This window comes from Thermoleptolyngbya sp. PKUAC-SCTB121, assembly GCF_016919485.1.
Lineage (GTDB): Bacteria > Cyanobacteriota > Cyanobacteriia > Elainellales > Elainellaceae > Thermoleptolyngbya > Thermoleptolyngbya sichuanensis.
Genome location: NZ_CP070366.1, coordinates 5,163,010 through 5,183,481, shown reverse-complemented (window position 1 = coordinate 5,183,481; position 20,472 = coordinate 5,163,010). Strand labels below are relative to the sequence as shown.

Genomic DNA, 20,472 nt, shown 5'->3' with positions numbered 1-20,472 from the left:
AATTAAGTGTTGAATTTGAATAGTGTGGCTGACCGCGTATGTTGAATTTTCAAGACTTCTTTACAAACTGCGCTGGATTTTGGAAGACGGAACGGATTTATCATTTCCTGCTGAAGGGCGATATTGAACGCTCCTATACAGAGTTTCGGGCAGACTCTCTCGATGCAGCGCAAAAGCAGCAAATGCTCAAAACGGCTTCGCCATCGGGTGAATTGGCTGGAATTCGGCTGGATCTCGATCAGGCAGCCCTGAGTCACAACTGTCCTGGCTTTGCCATTTCCTTTGATACGGAATCGGAACGGGGCGAAAAGGTGTCGATGAGCCTGAAGGCGCTGTTTGTGCCTGATGCACTGGTGCTTCATGCCGACGAGCGCTACCAGGGATTGGCGCTGCCCGCGGCGGCGCAAGTGTCTACGGCTCCAGAGAGCGAGGTGATTCAGGGCTTTTATCTGCGGGATGAGGGCTATTCTGAGGCGGGGGCGATCGCCGGCCGATTTACCTATCAGCCCATTCGCCAGACCCTAGAAATGACGACGTTTTATAGCCGCTCTGTGGCGGTGGATCAAATGCGGTTTATTGCGCCAGACGTGCGGATGCGAACCATTGTCACCTATCAGCGTCCGCCCGCAGGCGAAACGCCGACCGTGATTGACCTGATTGGCTTTGGCGTAGAGCGCAAAAGCTAGACCAAGCAGCATTGCCCAAAGCCAATAGACCAGCGCTCCGCCGATCCCCCACCTGTGGCACAATAAACCGTACTGTTTGCCGAAATAGAGAGACTTTATGACCATGAATGCCACGCTTCAAACGGCGCTCCAGCAGCGGACGGCGCTGAAGGTAATTAGCGGACTGACCAACTTTGAGGGCGATCGCGTCTGTGCTATCGTGCGTGCAGCAGAGCAGGGCGGCGCAACGTTTGTGGATATTGCCGCCAGTGCCGATTTGGTACGCCGAGTCAAAGGGCTGATCTCGCTGCCCGTGTGCGTGTCCGCTGTTGATCCCGAAGCTTTTGTGCCCTGTGTCGAAGCCGGAGCCGACCTGATCGAAATCGGCAACTTCGATGCTTTTTATGCCCAGGGTCGTCGGTTTGAAGCAGCAGAAGTGTTGGAGCTGACCCGCCGCACCCGCGCCCTGCTGCCCCAGGTCACGCTCTCCGTCACTGTGCCCCATATCCTGACGCTGGATCAGCAGGTACAACTGGCGGAAGAACTGGTCAACGCTGGAGCCGACCTGATCCAGACCGAAGGCGGCACCAGCAGCCAGCCTACCCACCCCGGCACGCTGGGTCTGATGGAAAAAGCAGCCCCGACGCTTGCCGCCGCCTACGAAATCTCCAAAGCGGTGAGTGTGCCCGTGCTGTGTGCGTCGGGGCTGTCGAGCGTGACGGCTCCACTGGCGATCGCCGCAGGGGCATCGGGCGTGGGCGTGGGGTCTGCCATCAACCAGCTCAATAGCGAAGTGGCGATGGTCGCTGCGGTGCGGAGTATCGTGGAGGCGATTGCCACCCCGGTCAACGTCCGTCAATAGCCTGCGGAATCAGGTCGGTAGAACGGCAATCAGCTTGTAACAGCGTGATGGGGTAGGCGTGATGGGGTAGGAGAGTCGCATCCGCTTTTCCATTCCTCATCACGCCATAGCCTGTAGCCGCCAAGATGCGTCATTGTCGAACGCTATGCGGCTGCGGTTTGTCTTGCCTGCTCTGCCTGAATCCGGGCTTCTTCGGCCAAAAACTCCGCAAGCTGCGACTCGATCTCGTCCTTGACAATCTGGCGATATTCCAGGAAATGTTCATTGAGCGCACAGATTGATAGATAGTGATCCCACACGCGGGGGTTGTGGCGGAAGATGCCGATCAGGTTTGCCCAGAAGCGGAAGCGCGTCTTGCGAACCACGCCCTGCCGCCAGAACACGATCAGCATGGCTCGAATCACCGTCCACGACACCGAGCGCAGCTTGGACTTGTGCTTCGGTGTGCCCAGCTTTAGAAAGTGACGATAGGTGCGGTTTAGATAGGTCATCGGGTCATAGAGTTCCCAAAAGGCATTCACGTATTCCCGCGTGATTTCCTCCAGGGGGCGCGTCGGCACAAAGTTCATCAGCGTGGTCTGGTTGATATTCGCCACTTTGCCCCGCAGCCGCCCTTCTTTTTCCAGCCGATGCCACAGGGCCGTATCAGGAAGCGCCTGCAACATGCTGAACAGGGCCGTAGGCACGGCGGTTTTTTCCACAAACCGAACGATGCGATCGCCCGCTCCTGGCTTTTCGCCATCAAACCCGATAATAAAACCTGCCATCACCCGCAGCCCTGCCGCGATAATCGCATCCACAGCATCCGACAGCGAATCGCGGGTGTTTTGGAACTTTTGCGTCAGGGCGAGGCTGTCTTCATCCGGCGTTTCCACTCCCAGGAAGACAGCGTTAAAGTTGCAGTCCACCATCATTTCCATGAGTTCGGGGTCTTTGGCCAGATCCACCGATGCTTCTGTGTTGAAGTGGAACGGATACTGATGCTCCTGCATCCATACTTTCAACTCCTTGAGCAGCAGCTTCACGTTGCGCTTATTGCCAATGAAGTTGTCATCCACCAGGAACACCGTGCGTCGCCAGCCCAGTTCATACAGACGCTCCAGTTCTGCCAAAAGCTGCTGGGGTTCCTTGGTTCGCGGCTTGCGGCCATACAGCACAATGATGTCGCAAAACTCGCACTGAAACGGGCAGCCGCGTGAAAACTGCACCGACATATTGTCATAGGCATCCAGATCCAGCAGTTCAAACCGGGGAATCGGCGTAGTCGTGACATCTGGCTTCTCGCCATTGGCACGAAACACGCCCTGGGTGTCGCCCCGCTGCACCGCCTCCACAAACATCGGCAGCGTAATTTCGCCCTCGTCCAAGATCAAAAAGTCCGCGCCTGCGCCCTGCGGCTCGTGGGGCAGCGACGTGGCGTAGGGGCCGCCCACTGCGACCGATTTGCCGCGCCGCTTGGCTTCGCGGATTTGATCCATCATGTCGTCTGCCTGGACAATCATGCCGGAGATAATCACCATCTCTGCCCAATCCCACTCTGCCTCGGTGACGGGGCGGACGTTGCGATCGACCAGCTTAAATTCCCAGTCTTGCGGCAAAATGGCGGCGACGGTAATCAGCCCCAGCGGCGGCAGGAGTGCCTTGCGATCGACGAGGGCCAGCGCTTTCTCGAAAGACCAGAAGCTTTTTGGGAACGTGGGATATAGGAGCAGAACACGCATAGGGGTAGTGACCTCACACCGCCAATTTTTAAAGAAGGAAATTTACCAGTGGTTGTTCAGACGAAAACCACAGATCATTCCTCAGCAACTCTCTAGAAAGTGCCTAGGAAGACTGGCTAGAAAGTTTCTAGGAAGACTGTTTGCGAAAGAATGTCTAGGAAAAAGAATGTCTAGAAAGAATGTCTCGCTATTCTGCCAGGAGGCGGTGACTGCTTAGAAAATCTTCAGAGTGTCTTTAGCCTAAGTAACTTGAAGCACTCATTAAGAGCTTGCAGCACACATTACCACAGAGTTTGGGCTGGAGTGAGGGATAGTGGACAGTTGATCCGCCTGCTGTCTTTTTGTCCTGGTTAAACCTGTCCGATGAGAAACCTCTAGCAAATAGCAAAAACAGGTTCGAGGCTCAGATTGCTAAAACCGTGCTGAGCCTGAACCGGAATGGAAGGGGGTTAGCAAAATCCTGTAAAGAATCCCAAATTGTTACCACCAGCGGAGTTGCAGGTAGTTTCTTTCAGGACGGCTCAGTTCTTCTTTGGTCAGCCACTCGGTGGGCTTGTAGGTGCGGAAGATGTGATCCCACCAATCGACGGCTAGCCCGAAGTTGTGGTTCCATTGGCCATACTTATGATGAACATAGTGGACAGGCATCTTCATCCAGAACACCTTGGTGGGGTTTTCGTGCTGAAGCTGGTGGGCGTAGGCAGAAAATGCGGCGAAGGCGAGTGCGCCCGCGACCCAGCCGGGGGCCCAAGCGGCTGAAAAGAAGAAAGGCACGATCATGGCGATCGCACTGCCTTTCACATAATCCAAAAACTCCCAAACTACGCCCTGCCCTTCATTGCGGCGATGATGATCAACGTGGCGCTTGCCGACGCTGTTGGGCTTGAAGTGCATCAGGCGGTGAACCCAGTATTCAACGAAGCTGGCAAAGATAAAGGCGGTTAGAAAAGCAATAGCAAGGGCGATCGCGCTCATAGCAACTCGTTAAGAACAGTAAAGACTCCACACCACGTTTTTTAGTGTGCCATGCGTGCCAGATTTTCGGGGGTTGTCCCTGTGACGGTTTGCGGGCGGGGAGTGGACGGTTTTCGGATACGTTGCGGGGGATGACGGGCGGTGAGTTTGGGTGAATCTTGCCACAAGAGGGCAATGAGCCAACTAGCCTTGGCAAAGCAACTAGCCTTGGCAAAGCAACGATCGAGGGCGATCGCCCACCGAAACCCCTGGAAGGGCTGAAGTCTCAGTTTCAAGCTGAGGCGAAAGCAACGATCGAGGGCGATCGCCCACCGAAACCCTGCCCACCAAACCGGATTCAGCAGACATAATGGGAGAGACGATTTTTGCCCGTTGATTGTGTCCGATCAAACGCCAACTCCCGATCCGGCTCAACCCGTTGATCAGTTCCTCACGCCAGAGGAATGCGCCGAAGTAGACCGTGCCATGATGACCGCGAGCGATCGCTTTTCGGCCCGCGTGGCAATTTATTCGCTCCGCTGCCTCCAGCAGATCGCGCAGCAGAGCCACAGGGCGATCGCCGACCTCAGCCCCCAGCAAGTTGCCAACTGGGTTGAGCAAGACCCCAGCCTCTCGCCCGAAAAAGGCTTCGACGATGCCTTTAAGGTGTTTTTTGGGCGGCTGGTCATTTCTTCGCTCAAGCCACTGCACCAGATCGCCGCCGAAGCCGACCAGCCCATCGAAACCCTGACCGTGCCCCAGGTCGTTGCCTGGTTTGAGCAGTCGGCAAAGCAGCGGATCGAACGCCAAATGGAGCAAAACTAGTGGAGCAAAACTAGCAGAGGCGCAGCGATGAACAATTCCCCCAACTCTCCGATAGGTTCCATGACGGCTCCCCAAAGCGTGTGGCAGGTCAAGCCCTGGTGGTGTCAGCCGTGGTCGATCGTGCTGACGGGTACGGGGCTGATCGGCGGAAGCTGGCTATTGCTGCATCGCGTCTGGCTGACGGGGCTGGTGGCTATGCCCGTGCTGGCGTGGATGGGCTTTTTTGTGCTGGTGTATCCCCGGCTCTGGGCGGAGGCAGTGCAGGATCACGGAGAGACGGAATCTGGCGTTTAGCGATCGCCCCTAGGTCAAAAAGTTTTTAGTCAAAAATTTTCCAGAGATTCCCGGAGAAACGGTTTCTGCGGCCGTAAAAGCAAGACAGAAATGCAAGACAGCAGTTATCGCGCATAATTTTCTCGAAGGCTCTCCAGGTTAAACGCATGAACCTTTCAACTCGGTCTGGGGCGACTCGATCTTGGGCGACGCGGCTTTGGGTGGCGAGTCTCTGCGGGGCGATCGCGCCGCTCCTAGTGGCACATACCCCGGCTTGGGCAAATCCCAGGGGCTTTGCGGGGAGCTATGTGGGGTCGGTGGTGAACCCCAGCGAATTTGAATCGAGCCTCCAGTCGGTGGTGCTGTCGGGCGGTTCGGCGGCCTGGCTGATGGAGCAAGCCATGAACGCCGGCCGACCCGCACCAGGACAGACCACCGCCCCCGATACTCAGTTTCACGGGCGGCTCGACTTGCCCAATTCGCCCATTTCCCTACGGGGCACGCTGGTTTTGAACCAAGATATTGAGGCCGTCATGCCCAGCCTCACCTATGACCTGCCCCTCGGCAACGCGGCAAACGTCTACGCTGGGGCGGGCTTTGCCATCGTGCGTCCGGGAGCCCAAACGCCGCTGGGCGATCGCGACGGTGTGGTGATTACCACTGGCGTTGAAGCCTCGGTGGGTCGGCGCGTGGTGGTGTATGGCGACGTGCGCTATCGCCCTGGCCCGGCCGCTGCAACGGAAAATATGCAGATGCAACTGGGCATCGGGCATCGGTTCTAGCGCTAATCGCCCAGAAGCGAAAACATCAAAAACATCAGGACTGGCGGGCGGTCGCCTCGACACGCTGATAAATGGCGGCCAGGTTCACTTCCAGGTCACGGCGCAGGCGCTTCTCAATCAAGCCAACGGGCATCATGCGAGAGGGCTGTACCATCAGCGTGTAAGTTAAATTGGTGCTGCTGTCGGTGATGGGCTGGAGCGTCCAAGCGCCAAAGAATTCCTTAAAGTCCCCTTCTACCATTTGAAAACGCAGTTCGCGGGGAAAGTTCTCCACCATATCCAGCACGACGCGGGCGCAAAACTTGAGCTTTAGCTTCCAGAGCGACTGTGCGCCGACCTGCTCTATACGAATGCCGCCGTCGGGATGGGGGATGCGGCGGCTCTCCTGGAGGTTGGGAATAAAGTCCGACAGATGCTCATAATCGGTCAATACCTGCCAGATGCGATCGCTCGGCTGAGGAATCTGGATGGTCGCCGAAATCTGCCGAGTGCGATCGCCCACGGGCACCACCTCGACCGCCACCGCGCTGCACAGCGATGGCTCCAGATCGAGGCTTTCGTCCTCCAGATCGAGGGTTTCCAGGTCGAGATCGGCGTTAGACATGGCGGGTGTACTTCGCGGCGAGAGGACGATGCAGGCTCCAGGTGGCACAGACAAAATCCTGGTCGCATCTTATCAAGGATTTGTCAGGGATTTGATCCGTCTTTGATTAGGACTTACGCAGTTAGACGATTTCTCACGAGCGCAGCCCGCTAGAAATCCTCCAAAACTCAGAAAGTTTAATGGCAAGTGCATAAGTCCTATTTGAGTGTGGTTTGAGTGTGGCTATGGAGTGGGCAACCCGATGGGTTCTTAACGGCTCAGGTCAGGAGATTGGGGCAGGGTGAGCGTAAAGCAGGTTTTCCAGAGATCGGCTCCAGAGAGCGGCTGGCTGGTGACGGCGATCGCCCCGCTGAGGTGAGCCGCCAACCCCTTGACCAGCGCCAGCCCTAGCCCAATGCCGGGAATCGCCTTTTGCGTTGCGCCCTGGCCCCGGCGAAATTTTTCAAAAATCACCGGAATTTCCTCTGGTGCGATACCTGCGCCCGTGTTGGTCAGGCTGACCACGATTTGGGGCACCGATTCGACAACTTCTAGGCTGGCTTTGAGGAGGATCTTGCTGCCGGCCTCGCCATATTTTTTGGCATTGGTCAGCAGTTCCGTCAGGATGCGGTGCAGGCTGTCGGGGTCGGTGCGAATCATCAGCGATCGCCCCGGAACCTCTGCCTCTAGCGTCATTTGCTGTTCGGCCAGGCTATCTGCCCAGGCTTCCTGCAAATCGCGCAGGACATATTGCAAATCAAGCTGCTGAAACTGCGCCATAGCGGACTGCGACTCCAGCTTTTGCAGGGTCAGCAAGTCGTTAATCAGGCGTGTTTCCTGAGCGCACTGGGCTTCTAAGATCTCCAGGTAGCGATCGCGCTGCTCCGGAGCCAAATTTGCCTCCCGCAGCATCCGAATCGCCACTTTCATGCTAGTCAGTGGAGTCAGCAGTTCGTGGCTAACGGTGCTGAGAAATTCCTCCATCACCTGATTCAGCCGCCGCAGTTGCTCGACCTGCTGGCGCGTCTTTTCGTAGAGCTTGGCCTGCACGTCCAGACTGCGCTGAAGCTGGGCCGTGCGCTCGTCTACCAGCGAGTTAACCTGGCGCAGGGTGCGCGTTTGGATAATCGCTGTGCTGAGCTGGGCCGCCACCATCCGCAGAAAAGCCACCTCCTCTGGCAGCCAGTAGCGGGGCTGGCGCTGCTGCACCACCAAAATGCCCAAGACCGTGCCCTGGTTTTCTAGCGGGACGAGCAAAACGCTGGGCAGGGTGGCCAGGTCAAACACATCCGCTGCCCGAATCGGCTCTGCCAAATTGGCCACGCCGCACTGCGATTCGGAATAGTTGGGCAGGGCGATCGCCAGATCGGGATGGGCAAACACCTGTTGACACAGCCCGCAGTCCGATAGCTGAAATGAGGGTTTGGCGGGAACTTCTTCCTCTGCCGAAGCTCTAGAAGATGTCACAGAAGCCGAGGGCGCTGGCGCAGTGGATGGGGGCACCGGAAACAGGCTTTCCACCGTGATTCGCACACCCGACCGATGAGAGTTGGCACGGCCCCTGTGGAGCGGGTCTTTGTACTTATAAAGTGCCACCAGACCTCGTTCGACCTGCAACGTGGCGATCGCCCCTTCCAGCGCCAGTTGAAAAATTCGCTCGGTAGCCCAAGCATTGCGAACTGCGCTGGTGAGCCGCTCAACCAGCGTTTGAGCCTGAAGCTGCTGCTGTACCTGCTGCTGGAGTTGGATCTGAGAGATGGCGACAGAAACCTGGCTAGAAACCGCTCTGAGTAGCTGCATGTCTAACTCCGTCCACACGTAAGGCTGTGATTTCAGGGCGACGAGTACGCCATTCGTCCATCCCTGAAACCGGATTTTGCTGACGAGGATCGATCCAGGATTAGACCAATTCACCAGGCGATCTGGATCAGCCGCGATAGGAGCCGAAAGATCCCTAGTGCTTTCCTGCACAGGAGCTGGAAATTGGGGCAGCCATTGATACAGGAGGTCGCCGGACTCGTCCTCGGCATCTAGGGGGAGGGGCAGGGTAGAAGCTTGCTTGAGGGTTGAGAAATTTGAAATCGACAGGAGTTCCGTTCTGGCGAGGGGCGATCGCACGGCGGGCAGTTCCAGCAGATCCAGCAACGGCCGCAGCGAACGAGACAACGTGGGGGAATGTCCCGGCTGCCAGTAGACGGCTTGGGTCAAGCCCTGGCTGCGGCTCAGTATGCCGACCGCACAGGCACTTGCGCCAAGCCGCTGGGCGAGAATCGTCAGCAATTGACCAAGCGCCACCTCGGAGGAGGCACTGTCCACCAACAGTTGGAGACAGTCTGGTGCTGCATCTGGGCAATTCCCCCAGGGATCGCTTTGCGAATCGCAAGGAGAAGCTGACTCGAAGGATGCTGTGGTTGGAGCATCGTCATGTTGGGATAGCGGGAAACGCTTCGCCATCGTCAATTCAGCCACCTTTTGAAAAATTACCGTGCAGAAATGCAGCCCGGATAGAACGAGGGAACCCAGTTGATCGAGGTTGCCTGACCTTGATCAATTTTTATCGGTCTTCTGAGCGGTTTACAACTCTATCCATTCGTCATAAATTACCTAACGCTTTAGCTCTGATGAACCCACCAGAACCAAACATTTAGATAATTTTTAGACTACGAAGATACGAAAGGGGCAGATGCCGAGATAAACCGTCATAGGATCAAGCCACTTACCCATTCAAGAAAAACTTAGAAAATCAGAGAAATTTAGACAGAATGAGAACAATCACTAACGGGCTGCTAAAACGTGGTGGCTTGTTCCACATTACACGCTGGATAGAACAGCAGAATCCGTGATTTCCCTACGATTCAGGGCGATCGCCCACAGGTCGTATAAATCCAATGGTCAGGCCAAGGGTCAGGATTGCGAAAGCAGTATGCTAGAACACATGTATCTCCGTAGAATGTCTCTAGGACGCTTCATCAACACCCCACTTTGACCCGATCCCTTCTTCGTTCTTCGTTCTTCCCTCTTCGTTCTTCCTTCTTCCCCCCATGACATTTGCACAACTCTGCTTTTCTGCGCTTCAAGCAATTGGTACGGTCAAGGGCCCAGGTGAGGCATCGACGCAATACGTGTTTATCACGGCCGACAATCGCTTTGTCAAAGTGGGCGAGTTTGTGTTTTATGAGGCGATCGCCGATGAGGGGGCAAGGCTGCAAATTTTGGGCAAAATCTCCGACCGCCGCCTGATCGACCATCTGCCCGACCGCATTTTTGCCGATACCGAAATCAGCCCAGAGGCGATCGCCGCGCTAGTCGGGTTTTCCTACACTAATCCCGAAATTTACGAAGTCACCGTCGAGGTCATTGGCTACTTTCACAAAGCGCTTGGCTTCATCAACCCGCGACAGGCTCCCGATCCCGGCGCAAAAGTCTACCTTGCCAGCGACGAATGTTTGCGGCAAGTGCTGAACAAAAAGCAGCTTGGCGACGTGGGCGCGGCGCATTTGGGATCACTGCTGCTGCGCGAGTCGGGAGCAGTGCCCGTGGTGGTGGATGTGAAGGAACTGGTTAGCACCCACATGGCAATTCTGGCGGGCACAGGGTCGGGCAAGTCTTATCTGGCGGGGGTGCTGGTCGAAGAACTGCTGTCGCCGCAAAACCGGGCCGCAGTGCTGATTTTTGATCCCCACGGAGAATACAGCACCCTGGCTGAAATGCAGGGGCATAGCCAATTTGCCGACGAAGACGGCTACGCGCCCAAGGTGCGGGTGTTGACCCCGGATGATGTGCGGATTCGGGTGTCGTCGCTGGATTATTACGACATCCTGGCGCTGCTGCCGGAGATGAGCGATCGCCAGCAGGCCATTCTCAGCAAAGCGTTTTCGCTGCTGCATAGCCACCGCAAGGGCGACTATCGCTGGACGATCAACGACCTCTACGCCGCCGTAGAGCAGGCCGACACCGCCACCGATGAAGAGGGCAATACGAAAATCGGCAGTTCTGCCGGGGCGCTGCAATGGAAGCTGGAAAAACTGGCGCGATCGCCCTATTTCCACACCTACCAGCATCTGTCGCCCCGCGACCTGTTCCAGCCGGGCCAGGTGACCGTGCTGCAAATGAACGAAATCAGCCAGGAAGAGCAGCAGGTCATTTGCGCCGCCGTGTTGCGGCAGGCCAACCACGCCCGCATGAACACGCAAAAGGGCAACCTCGCCCCCGACGACGAGAACTATTTGCCCTACCCCGTATTCATCCTGCTGGAAGAGGCGCACCGCTTTGCCCCGGCCCACGATCCTTCCCGCTGCAAAACTATTTTGCGGACGATCCTCAGCGAGGGGCGCAAGTTTGGGCTGGGCGTGGGGCTGATTACGCAGCGACCGGGCAAGCTGGATTCCGATGTGCTGTCGCAGTGCATGAGCCAGTTCATTATGCGGATTGTCAACCCGGTGGATCAGGACAGCCTGAAATATGGCGTGGAGGCGGCGGGGCGCGACCTGCTGAAGGAATTGCCCGCCCTGACGAAGGGACAGGTGATCGTGTCGGGAGCCTGCGTCAATACGCCCGTGCTGTGTCGCGTGCGATCGCGCCATACCACCCACGGCGGCGAAACCCTAGACGCGCCCGCCCTCTGGCAGCAGCACTTCCAGGCGCACCAGATCCGCGCCCGCGAAATCGAGCAAGCACCGCTGGCCGCCCGCAGCCGCCCCAAGACTGTGCGCGGCGTGAGTATTGATTAGCATTGATTCGGGGGAAGTGGGCGATTCCTTTGGAACGCTTTGCTAACGCCCCCTTATCCTGCTTTGCCAATCGTTTTGCCAAAATAGCTGGCGAGATAGTGGGTCATCAGGCGCTTGGTTTCAGCAATCAGGCGAGCGCGAAGGGGTGCGTCGGCCTTGAGCGAGAGCCACAGCAAATTGCCGACGGACTCTACCACCACCAGGGCGATCGCCCGCCGCTGTGCTGCATCCAGCCCTGGCCCTAGCCGCCCCAAAAAGTCTGCCAGGTCATCTACGATGCGGGCCTCGTAGGTGTCCATTTCGGCGATCGCCCCCGCCGTCATCAGCCCCAGCACCTGCTCAAACACGGCTCGATAGCCCGGCTGGTGGGTCATGAAATGGTCGAACGCTTCTACCACACGATCGACATAATTCGCTAGGGGCATGGGTTCTGGCACGGCAGCATGGAGGCTGGCAAAGAGTTCGTATTCTTGCTGCATATAGCGATCGGCCAGTGCCTTCAAAATCGCCGCTTTGTCGGGAAAGAACTGATAGAGCGACCCGACCGGAACTTGGGCACGAGTGGCGATCGCCCTGGTGGTGGTTTGTTCATAGCCCTGCTCGATAAACAGTGCCTCAGCCGCGTTCAAGATTTGGCTGACCCGCTCCTGGCTGCGGGCCTGCTTGGGCTGGCGGCGCATGGTGCCAGACGGGATATCCGGCAGGGGCACATCGGACGGGAGGGCAGTCATCGCAAGACCGAGAGAGACAACAGTAGAGCAGCGCTTGAGAAACGCTCCTTCAAAATCTTAGGGGACAACGGCTTGATAAAACATGAGTATCGTTCATATTTTATAAACATGAATATTGCTCGCTTTTTTGTTGAAGCAGCGTCCATCCTGACTTTGCAATCCCGACTTTGCAATCCCGACTTTGCGATCCTGACCTCTCCACATTGACCTTTTCCAGGAGTTTTCCTATGAAACCGCTGACCTCTGCGTATCCATCGATCACCGAGATCCGTCAATCTCTGGCAACCAACCCTTTTCCGTCCAGCGAGCGCGATCGCAATGTCCAGTTTTTGACGATGCTCAAGGCTTTCTTTTCGCTGCTGTCGGCCGATGCCGATGCTGACCTGACGGCCGTGGACGAACTGAGCCTGTCGCTGGTCGATAGCGATGCCTATCGGCTGGCCGCGGCTGAGATGCAGCGCGATCCAGACGTTGCCGCGCTAATCCAGGAGCGCTACCAGCCGCCCACCCACGACCTCGCTCGTTTGATTACTTATCCAGTCGGCTCGCTGGGGCAAGTTTACGCAGCGATGCTGCAAGACAGCGGTTTCGAGCGCATCGAGATGCCGCTGGATCTGACCACCGATACGGCCTATGTGGAATATCGCTGGCAGCAGACCCACGACCTCTGGCACGTTGTCACAGGCTTTGGCACAGATGAAATTAGCGAAATTGGGCTGCAAGCTTTCTATTTGGCACAGTTTCGGCTGCCGCTGGCGGGAATGCTAGTCGCCAATGCGCTCATCGGCACGACGCTGCTGGCCCCCGAAGCCATGCCTGACCTGCTGCGGGCGATCGCCCTCGGCTGGGAACTGGGAGAACAGGCCAAACCTCTGTTTGCTCAGCGCTGGGAGGAGGCATGGGAAAAGCCCGTGTGCCAGTGGCGGGCAGAGTTAGGGCTGCCGCTGGAGGGCGTGTTGGGGCGATGAAGGTAGACGATAAGCCAGGGTTTGGGGTGCAGGGTTTCAGGCCTGGGGAGACCACTATGAAATCGTCCTCGTGCTGTCTTTGGCTATGGGTGCTTCGGAGTAGCTATCCCTGGGGCGGGCTATTGTTGCAACTGACCCGGCTGCTGTGGATTGGCAACGAGCGGCGATCGCGCGAACGACTGCGCCTGTGGCGGCTCTGGCTGCGGATTGATTTTGCAAACCTGCTGGCGATCGCCATCGACCTGATGCAGCCTGAGTTTTGGGTATAGCCTTACTGCTCACGCACGCAGACCCCAGGAAGGGCGATCGCCCTCATCTCTCAGCACCCGCACCTTTCGGCGATCGCCCTCATCTCTCAGCACCCGCACCTTTCGGCGATCGCCCCCGCATACCTTTTGAGGTATTGCACACTAACCGAAATCTATCGCTGCCCAACCTTTGCAACTGACCCGAAAGCGGCTGGGAGTGTGCGGCTTGACCCAGATCTCCAGATCTCGAAGGACTGAACCTTCGCAATTTAGGGGGCGAATCGCCTACCTACCGACAAGCTGACAGAACCAGGGCGCTGAGGGCTAACGGTGAAGTTGTGCAGCGGCAAGTAGCCTCGAACCTGCCTGCCTGACACATCTTTAGGCAGCCTCCCAGGGGGGTAATTGACAGCACATGGACTGGATTCTAGAGAACCAGATACGGCCATAATACTGGGCTTCATCTGGTTTAAGTAGGTGGACATTAATAAATATAAAACCCAAAAAACCTGCGCCGCCCGCGTAGCGGGCGGCGCAGGGTTCAGGATCTGTTTTTTAATCTGGTCTATCTACTTAGAAGCAAAACAGGGTTCAGGTTAGAAGCAAAACAGGGTTCAGGGTCAATGCTAAAGAGGGCAATCGGCGTGAGCAGTGGTCGCCCTTTGTTGACCACCCCCTTGAGCCAGCGGAGACCGATTTTGAGATAGCTAATGCCCCGACTCCAATGAGGGTCAACCTGAGTGCGGAGACCGTCGAGTTGAATAGCCATGCCTTGGGTAATGCCATAGAGGATGGCGACAGCCGCAACTAGGTAAAGGCGTTCTAGCGCTTGAGCAGAGCGGATACCGGAGGCTTCTAGTTCAAAGACCCCGGATTTTGAATCCAGAAATAGCTCCTCGATTCGGAACCGCAGGGCATATTGCCAGAGGGGATCGAGGGAAGATGGCTCATCGGTGATGACGGCCCACGGTTCCTTGATGCCACGCAAATTTCAGCGTCTTATATCAGCTCACCCTTTCCCACTCACCTTCACGAGATTTCAAGCCTTTTGCCCACTTGTGTCAGGCAGTCAGACTCAATCCAGTCAAATACGCCCGATGGAGTGCCGAACGCCTGCAAATGATCGGGTGAATCAAGCAAATATCAAACTTCAAAAAGGGGCATCAAAAACGGAGGCAAGTATCACCACTCACCTCCGTTTTGATTTAGCATTAAGCTTCGATTTGGTGTTAAGCAGCCGGGTATTTCATGAATAGGGTTACACCAAGGCGGGCACTGGAGCGCTGAGATGGGGGTAAAGCGGGAAGCGGCTGCACAAAGCAGCGATGCGATCGCGGCAGGTTTGGGCTACGCTTTCGTCCTCTGGGTGTAAGAGGCGATCGCTGATAATATTGGCAATCTCGGTGAATTCTGCCGTGCCCATGCCGCGAGTGGTCATGGCGGGGGAACCCAGCCGCAGACCGCTAGTGACAAAGGGCGATTCGGGGTCGAAGGGGACGGTGTTTTTGTTGGCGGTAATGCGGACACCGCTCACTAGTTGGTCGGCCACTTTACCCGTCATGCCAATTGAGCGCAGATCAACCAGCATCAGGTGGTTGTCCGTGCCGTTCGACACCAGTTTCAGTCCCCGTGCCTGGAGTTGGGCGGCCATTGCCTTAGCATTTTGAATCACCTGCCCTGAATAGGTGCTGAAGCTGGGCTGGAGCGCTTCGCCAAAGGCCACAGCTTTGCCCGCAATGACATGTTCCAGCGGTCCGCCCTGGGTTCCCGGAAAAACAGACTTGTCCAGCTTTTTGCCCAGATCCGCGTCTCGGGTGAGGATGAGGCCGCCACGGGGGCCGCGCAGGGTTTTGTGTGTTGTAGTGGTGACAACATCGCAGTAGGGAATGGGGCTGGGGTGATGGCCCGTGGCAACGAGGCCGGCGATGTGGGCAATATCGGCTAGGAGGTAGGCTCCCACTTCATCGGCGATCGCCCGGAATTTCTCAAAATCAATCACGCGGGGATAGGCCGAATAGCCGCAAATAATTAGCTTGGGACGATGGTGCAGCGCCACCTCCCGGATTTCGTCAAAATCAAGCTGCTCGGTGTCGCGGTTTACGCCATAGTGACACGCCTTAAACCACTTGCCCGACACGTTCACAGGCGAACCGTGGGTCAGGTGTCCGCCGTGAGACAGATCCATGCCCATAAACGTGTCGCCCGGTTCCAGCAGCGTCAGAAACACCGCCATATTCGCCTGTGCGCCCGAGTGCGGCTGCACGTTGGCATGGGCCGCGCCAAAAAGCTGCTTTGCCCGATCGATGGCCAACTGCTCCACTTCGTCCACAAACTCGCAGCCGCCGTAATAGCGCTTGCCCGGCAGCCCTTCGGCATACTTATTTGTCAATACAGACCCCTGTGCCGCCAGCACTGCCGCTGAAGTGAAGTTTTCGCTGGCGATTAGCTCTAGATGGTCTTGCTGGCGCTTTAGCTCTTTTTGAATCAAGCCTGCCACTAGCGGATCGGTTTCTACTAAAAGATCCCAGTTTGTTTGAGTCACACGCACGCTCCCAAGGTTGTTTTAGGTTGTTGCATCACGGTCAAGAAGGCCGGGGGGTGAGAGGGTCGTCCTGCTTTCCCAGAGTTTTGATCATACCGCTGTTCCGCAGGAGACGGATTCACCCGATCTGCGGCGATTTTCAAGGCGGGATGCCTGTCGCGCCCAAGGTTGTCCCAAAAATTTTGACCCAATTGCCCCAAAAGCCCTTTGCACCCATCCCCACTTCCCGTGCTATATTTGTTAAGCGCGTTTCGCGTATCCCCTCAAACTGTATCGGGGCGTAGCGCAGCTTGGTAGCGCACTACTTTGGGGTAGTAGGGGTCGTGGGTTCGAATCCCGCCGCTCCGATCAGATGAAACCTCGCAGCAATGCGGGGTTTTATTGTTTTAAATTTCTGTTTTAAACTTCTACCCTAAACCATTAACGTCCTTACTTGGGATAAAGAGCATAGAAGGCGACTCTATGCTGGCTTATCTGAAACGATGACGGGTCGCTAAATCGGCAATAGGCGGGCAATAGGCGAATGAGTTTGCCGCTCTTCAGATTTTCTCCACCTGCGTTTTTGCCCGTCTTGTGTTCTGAAACACAGGCTGGTAAAGAAATACGACGATTTTGTAGCCAAAATAGCAGTTTAGGAAAGAATATAGGGGAGCTTGCGCTCTGGCGGTTTTTGTGGCGCATATTCTCAAGACCGAACCTATTTCTAGAGTTCGCAATCTCGGATCACTTATTTTTATCCTTACCTGAGGTGCTGGTATGGGTCAGCTCACGGGGCTGCTACTGGGAACGGCGTTTGATGATGTGTTCGCGGCGGGTGTAGCGCTGGAGACGGTTGATCCAGGTGAAACCGAAACGACTGGAACCGCGATCGCCCGCGCTCGGATCGAAACCTTTGACGGCAATGATACGGTAACAGCACAAACGATCGTCACAAACCCGGCGGGCAATCCTACCGCAGGTGGCGTGCTGAATAGCGGAATTTTACTCGGTGCAGGGGGCGATCGCCTGGAGGTGTCCGCTGCTGCCAATGGGATTTTTTCGATAGCCAATGGGGTGCGCTTTAGCTCGCTGCACGGCGGCGAGGGCGACGACACCTTCACCATTGCTGCCCGGAGTTTTATCACAGAGCGCATTCCTAATCCCAGCAGTACAGGAATTGCGCTATCGAACTCCACACTCGATGGCGGCAATGGCAACAACCGATTTGATCCACTTTTTGCAGATTGGGTAAGCTTCCTCAAACCCGTGCCACCGGAGCCGCTACCACACCAGCCTGTTCCAAAAACGCGCCTGCTCGGAGCACCAGTGATTCATTGTAGGGTGCGGCGATAATCTGCACGCCGAGAGGCAGCCCGCCCGACTGCTGCACGGGAACAGATAAGATCGGCAGCCCAATGAAAGAAAGCGGTTGTGTATACAATCCCAAGTTGGGGCGGGTGAGCATTTCTTGCCCGCCAATCGTCATGGTTTCTTGCCCAATGAGCGGCGCGGCACAGGGAGTGCTGGGTGCAAGGATTAGATCGACGTGCTGAAAGAGTTCCGCAAGGCGATCGCCATACCAGCGTCGAAACCGCTGCGCCTGGAGATACCAACTGGTAGGGATAAGCGCACCGGACAAAAAGCGATCGCGCGTGGCAGGGTCAAAGTCGTGGGGGCGCGTCTTTAGGTTCGGCAGGTGCAGATTGCTGCCTTCGCAGGTGGTAATTAGATAGGCAGCGGCGCGGGCGCGATGAGCTTCAGGTAAGAGAACGCGCTTCGTTGCGCCAAGAGCCTGGGCGACCGTTTCCACCGCCGCAAACACTTCTGGCTGTCCGCCCGTGGCGAAATAGCCGTCGGCAACGGCAATCCGCAATCCGTCGATGCCCTGGCCCAGTTGCGGCAAGGTTGGCTCAGGGGGTCGAGGACTGCACACCGGATCGCGGGAATCGGGCCCGTGCATCAGATCAAAGCTGAGGGCAATATCGCGCACCGAGCGAGCAAACGGGCCGATGTGGTCGAGACTGGCGCAGAATAGGGCAGAACCAGCGCGGGACACTCGTCCATAGGTCGGCTTTAGCCCAAAAATGCCGCAAAACGCTGCCGGAACTCGGATTGATCCGTTTGTATCTGACCCCAGCGCGAGGGGCACGAGCCCGCCCGCCACCGCCGCCGCCGACCCGCCAGACGATCCGCCTGCTACCCGGCTCAGGTCGTGAGGATTGTGCGTTGCGCCGTAGTGGCTGTTTTCCGTCACAAACCCATAGGCGTATTCGTCCATATTCAGCCCGCCCAGCAGCACGGCCCCTGCCTTTCGCAGGGCGGCCACAGTTGCCGCGTCCGTCGAGGCTGGGGGATTGTCGCGGTTGATTTTGGAGCCTGCCAGCGTAACTACGCCCGCAATGTCCAGCAGGTTTTTGACCGCAAAGGGCACGCCTGCCAGGGGCCCCGGATCTTGCCCAGCGGCGATCGCCCGATCCACCGCCGCCGCATCTTGCAGCGCCCGCTCCCGCAGCACGTTGGTAAAAGTATTCAGCTTGCCATCCAGCGCATCAATTTGCGCCAGCGCAGCCGTCACCACAGTCTCGGCAGTGATTTTTTTGGCACGAACCGCAGCGGCGATCGCAGTTGCATCAGCATCGAAAAGGTCGAACATAGGTGATTTTAGAGGGCTTGGGGGACAGGATGTTGGGGTTGCCAGGTGGCTCCGTCACACCATTACCCCGTCACGCCACCCGGCCCGCCTCCAATCGGCACAAACACCGCCGCACTCTCTGCCTCTGGCGGTAGGGAAAACTCTAAGACCAACTGGGCGATCGCTGCGGTGCGTTCTAGATTGGCGATCACGCCAGGTTTACAGTCGGGGGGAATGGGCAGGCCAATCAGGGCGGCTGCCTGTTCGGCATAGCGTTCCAGGTCAACAGAGTTGGCAGAGTCGGCAGAGTTGGCAGAATCGGCAGAGTTGGCAGAATCGGCAGAGTTAGCAGAATCGGCAGAGGACATGGCTGGGAGGCAGATAGGGGATGCAGTCCCACTCAGTCTAGGGGCTAGGTTCCCTAGAATCAAGCCTTGCGCCTTGGCTGCCCAAAATTAGCGCTGCAAGTCCGAGGTTGTATGGATGCTGAATGCTGAAGTTGTATGGGTGTTGAAACGGATGCTGAAACATATCGCCACAAAATATTTCGGATTTTCCGCAACTTACGTCAGGCAGATTGTGTCTATTTCTCTGGTGTGTTTCTGAAAAAGGAAGTTCCTGATGAAAAAGGTTTTTTGGATGACGATGGCGGCGGGGTTGGTGGCTGGCGCAGGGGCGATCGCCCTGGCGTTGCCCCAGATGTCCATCGCAGGCGGGCAGCGCGGCGGCACTCGCGTTCGCATTAGCGAAGACGGCACTCAGCTCCGGCTCACCTCGGAAGGGCGATCGCAAACCATTTCGGCAAACAGCATGAACGTGCGCGTTCTGGACGGCGTGAACTGCGAAAAGCTGCAAATTGAGCCAGAGCAAACGCTGAACGGGCAACGATTCCATCCCTCTGTTGGCATTGACCCCCAAACGGGCAACGTAGCCGTCGGCGTAATTCTGCAAGAATGCGTCGAAACGCAGCTCAGCGCTGTGTTTGTGATTGACCCGCAAGGCGGGGGCCACGCCCTCTACCGGGTGCAGGTTCCAGGCGAGCGGGTGTTGCAGGATGAGTTCACCACCTACCCGATGCGGGATTTGATCAACATCGGCTACTTGGGGAATGACCTGCTAGTGAAGCATGGCGACGCTTCCGGTTCCGCTGCGATTATGGTGTTCACGCCATCGGGCACGCCCGCCGGTCAATACGCAGGCTGCGTCTACACCGCCATCGAGGAAGGCAGAGGGCTATGTCCGCCGGACTCTGTTGCGAATTAGGCTGTTGATGTAGGCACCTCAATTAATTGCCTTGTTGCGAATCTTTGGGACGTAAATCGTTGAAATATCCTTGTCATTCTCAATCAAGATTGAATTTTTCGAGGTGCCCAAATTAGGACGACCCTTCACCGTTATGCGAGGAAGAAGAAATGAACCAGATGGGAACTTTGATATTCTTCTGCGGAAAAATGGGGTCTGGTAAATCCACCCTATCTTGCAAAATTGCTAAAGAACTAAACGCCATTTTGTTGTCGGAGGATGAGTGGCTATCAACTATTTATCCTGAAGAAATAAAAATTTTTGATGATTATGTAAAATACTCAAGGCGGCTAAGATCCGTGTTGAAGAATCATGTAAGAAGCATAATTAAGGCTGGAATTTCTGTAGTAATGGACTTCCCAGCAAACACAGTCAATCAAAGAGCATGGTTCAAAGAGATCCTTTTATCTGAAAACATACCTCATAAGTTGATATACCTTGATGTTGATGACGAGACTTGCCTAGAGGGAATTAGGAAGCGGAGGGAAACCAATCCAGAGCGGTCACAGTTTGATACAGAAGACGTTTTTCACCATGTAACTAGTTTTTTTCAGCCACCATCAGTTGACGAGGGCTTCTGGATTGAGGTTGTCCATCGGGATGTCTTGTAGCTTACGTTTTTCTAGTATCAAGACTGCTCAGTAGATATACTCGCCCACCGAATCAGGCATAAAA

20 protein-coding genes and 1 tRNA gene are annotated in these 20,472 nt (G+C 56.3%); 12 read left to right on the top strand and 9 right to left on the bottom strand.

What is annotated here, in order from left to right; translation table 11 throughout:
- The first annotated feature begins 38 nt into the window (after positions 1 to 38).
- On the top strand, positions 39 to 686 hold the full coding sequence (locus JTM80_RS21140) for a phycobiliprotein lyase (RefSeq protein WP_205370257.1): 648 nt from the start codon (positions 39 to 41) through the stop codon (positions 684 to 686).
- A gap of 97 nt (positions 687 to 783) precedes the next feature.
- On the top strand, positions 784 to 1,527 hold the full coding sequence (locus tag JTM80_RS21135) for a DUF561 domain-containing protein (protein ID WP_172353359.1): 744 nt from the start codon (positions 784 to 786) through the stop codon (positions 1,525 to 1,527).
- Positions 1,528 to 1,670: 143 nt separating this feature from the next.
- Here JTM80_RS21135 and JTM80_RS21130 read toward each other — a convergent pair whose 3' ends face one another.
- Positions 1,671 to 3,248 (bottom strand): B12-binding domain-containing radical SAM protein, encoded by a 1,578-nt coding sequence (locus tag JTM80_RS21130; protein ID WP_172353358.1) that lies wholly within the window; start codon positions 3,246 to 3,248, stop codon positions 1,671 to 1,673.
- Positions 3,249 to 3,728: 480 nt separating this feature from the next.
- Positions 3,729 to 4,223, bottom strand: coding sequence for a sterol desaturase family protein (locus JTM80_RS21125; protein ID WP_172353357.1), 495 nt, complete (start codon positions 4,221 to 4,223; stop codon positions 3,729 to 3,731).
- Between the two features lie 378 nt (positions 4,224 to 4,601).
- On the opposite strand from JTM80_RS21125, the gene JTM80_RS21120 reads away from it, so the two are divergent.
- The 3 genes from JTM80_RS21120 to JTM80_RS21110 all read left to right on the top strand — a co-directional run bounded on the left by JTM80_RS21120 (position 4,602) and on the right by JTM80_RS21110 (position 6,082).
- Positions 4,602 to 5,027 (top strand): hypothetical protein, encoded by a 426-nt coding sequence (locus JTM80_RS21120; RefSeq protein WP_225906700.1) that lies wholly within the window; start codon positions 4,602 to 4,604, stop codon positions 5,025 to 5,027.
- A 27-nt stretch (positions 5,028 to 5,054) separates the two neighbouring features.
- A complete protein-coding gene (locus JTM80_RS21115; protein WP_255548829.1) occupies positions 5,055 to 5,321 on the top strand; it encodes a DUF6737 family protein in 267 nt (88 codons plus the stop codon).
- Between the two features lie 146 nt (positions 5,322 to 5,467).
- Entirely contained in the window at positions 5,468 to 6,082 is a 615-nt protein-coding gene (locus tag JTM80_RS21110) for a hypothetical protein (protein WP_172353355.1), read from the top strand.
- A gap of 34 nt (positions 6,083 to 6,116) precedes the next feature.
- Here JTM80_RS21110 and JTM80_RS21105 read toward each other — a convergent pair whose 3' ends face one another.
- Entirely contained in the window at positions 6,117 to 6,686 is a 570-nt protein-coding gene (locus JTM80_RS21105; RefSeq protein WP_205370256.1) for an SRPBCC family protein, read from the bottom strand.
- 249 nt (positions 6,687 to 6,935) lie between these two features.
- Positions 6,936 to 8,981: an ATP-binding protein gene (locus JTM80_RS21100; RefSeq protein WP_205370254.1), complete on the bottom strand. Its 2,046-nt coding sequence runs from the start codon at positions 8,979 to 8,981 to the stop codon at positions 6,936 to 6,938.
- A gap of 725 nt (positions 8,982 to 9,706) precedes the next feature.
- Between JTM80_RS21100 and JTM80_RS21095 the strand changes: the two genes are divergently transcribed.
- Positions 9,707 to 11,395 (top strand): ATP-binding protein, encoded by a 1,689-nt coding sequence (locus tag JTM80_RS21095; RefSeq protein ID WP_172353353.1) that lies wholly within the window; start codon positions 9,707 to 9,709, stop codon positions 11,393 to 11,395.
- 53 nt (positions 11,396 to 11,448) lie between these two features.
- On the opposite strand, the gene JTM80_RS21090 is transcribed toward JTM80_RS21095, so the two are convergent.
- Entirely contained in the window at positions 11,449 to 12,126 is a 678-nt protein-coding gene (locus JTM80_RS21090; RefSeq protein ID WP_225906699.1) for a TetR/AcrR family transcriptional regulator, read from the bottom strand.
- A gap of 227 nt (positions 12,127 to 12,353) precedes the next feature.
- Between JTM80_RS21090 and JTM80_RS21085 the strand changes: the two genes are divergently transcribed.
- Complete coding sequence (locus JTM80_RS21085) at positions 12,354 to 13,094, top strand: Coq4 family protein (protein WP_172353352.1); 741 nt, start codon at positions 12,354 to 12,356, stop codon at positions 13,092 to 13,094.
- Between the two features lie 56 nt (positions 13,095 to 13,150).
- Positions 13,151 to 13,363: a hypothetical protein gene (locus JTM80_RS21080; RefSeq protein WP_172353351.1), complete on the top strand. Its 213-nt coding sequence runs from the start codon at positions 13,151 to 13,153 to the stop codon at positions 13,361 to 13,363.
- Positions 13,364 to 13,907: 544 nt separating this feature from the next.
- On the opposite strand, the gene JTM80_RS21075 is transcribed toward JTM80_RS21080, so the two are convergent.
- Both JTM80_RS21075 and glyA read right to left on the bottom strand, forming a co-directional pair.
- Positions 13,908 to 14,330 (bottom strand): hypothetical protein, encoded by a 423-nt coding sequence (locus JTM80_RS21075; RefSeq protein WP_225906698.1) that lies wholly within the window; start codon positions 14,328 to 14,330, stop codon positions 13,908 to 13,910.
- 270 nt (positions 14,331 to 14,600) lie between these two features.
- Positions 14,601 to 15,884, bottom strand: coding sequence for a serine hydroxymethyltransferase (gene glyA, locus JTM80_RS21070; protein ID WP_172353350.1), 1,284 nt, complete (start codon positions 15,882 to 15,884; stop codon positions 14,601 to 14,603).
- Positions 15,885 to 16,158: 274 nt separating this feature from the next.
- Between glyA and JTM80_RS21065 the strand changes: the two genes are divergently transcribed.
- Together JTM80_RS21065 and JTM80_RS21060 are read left to right on the top strand one after the other, a co-directional pair.
- Positions 16,159 to 16,232: transfer RNA gene (locus JTM80_RS21065), tRNA-Pro, on the top strand.
- 408 nt (positions 16,233 to 16,640) lie between these two features.
- Positions 16,641 to 17,216, top strand: a complete 576-nt coding sequence (locus tag JTM80_RS21060; RefSeq protein ID WP_205370253.1) for a hypothetical protein — start codon at positions 16,641 to 16,643, stop codon at positions 17,214 to 17,216.
- Here JTM80_RS21060 and JTM80_RS21055 read toward each other — a convergent pair.
- The gene (locus JTM80_RS21055; RefSeq protein ID WP_205370252.1) at positions 17,122 to 18,516 is read right to left on the bottom strand and encodes an AtzE family amidohydrolase; all 1,395 of its coding nucleotides are present in this window, start codon (positions 18,514 to 18,516) and stop codon (positions 17,122 to 17,124) included. The genes JTM80_RS21060 and JTM80_RS21055 overlap by 95 nt on opposite strands.
- Before the next feature lie 62 nt (positions 18,517 to 18,578).
- The gene (locus JTM80_RS21050; RefSeq protein WP_172353347.1) at positions 18,579 to 18,863 is read right to left on the bottom strand and encodes a DUF4089 domain-containing protein; all 285 of its coding nucleotides are present in this window, start codon (positions 18,861 to 18,863) and stop codon (positions 18,579 to 18,581) included.
- A 253-nt stretch (positions 18,864 to 19,116) separates the two neighbouring features.
- Between JTM80_RS21050 and JTM80_RS21045 the strand changes: the two genes are divergently transcribed.
- Both JTM80_RS21045 and JTM80_RS21040 read left to right on the top strand, forming a co-directional pair.
- Positions 19,117 to 19,758 (top strand): hypothetical protein, encoded by a 642-nt coding sequence (locus tag JTM80_RS21045; protein ID WP_172353346.1) that lies wholly within the window; start codon positions 19,117 to 19,119, stop codon positions 19,756 to 19,758.
- Positions 19,759 to 19,907: 149 nt separating this feature from the next.
- Positions 19,908 to 20,408 carry an ATP-binding protein gene (locus JTM80_RS21040; protein WP_172353345.1) on the top strand — a complete coding sequence of 167 codons (501 nt, stop codon included), beginning with the start codon at positions 19,908 to 19,910 and terminating at the stop codon, positions 20,406 to 20,408.
- Positions 20,409 to 20,472 lie beyond the last annotated feature (64 nt).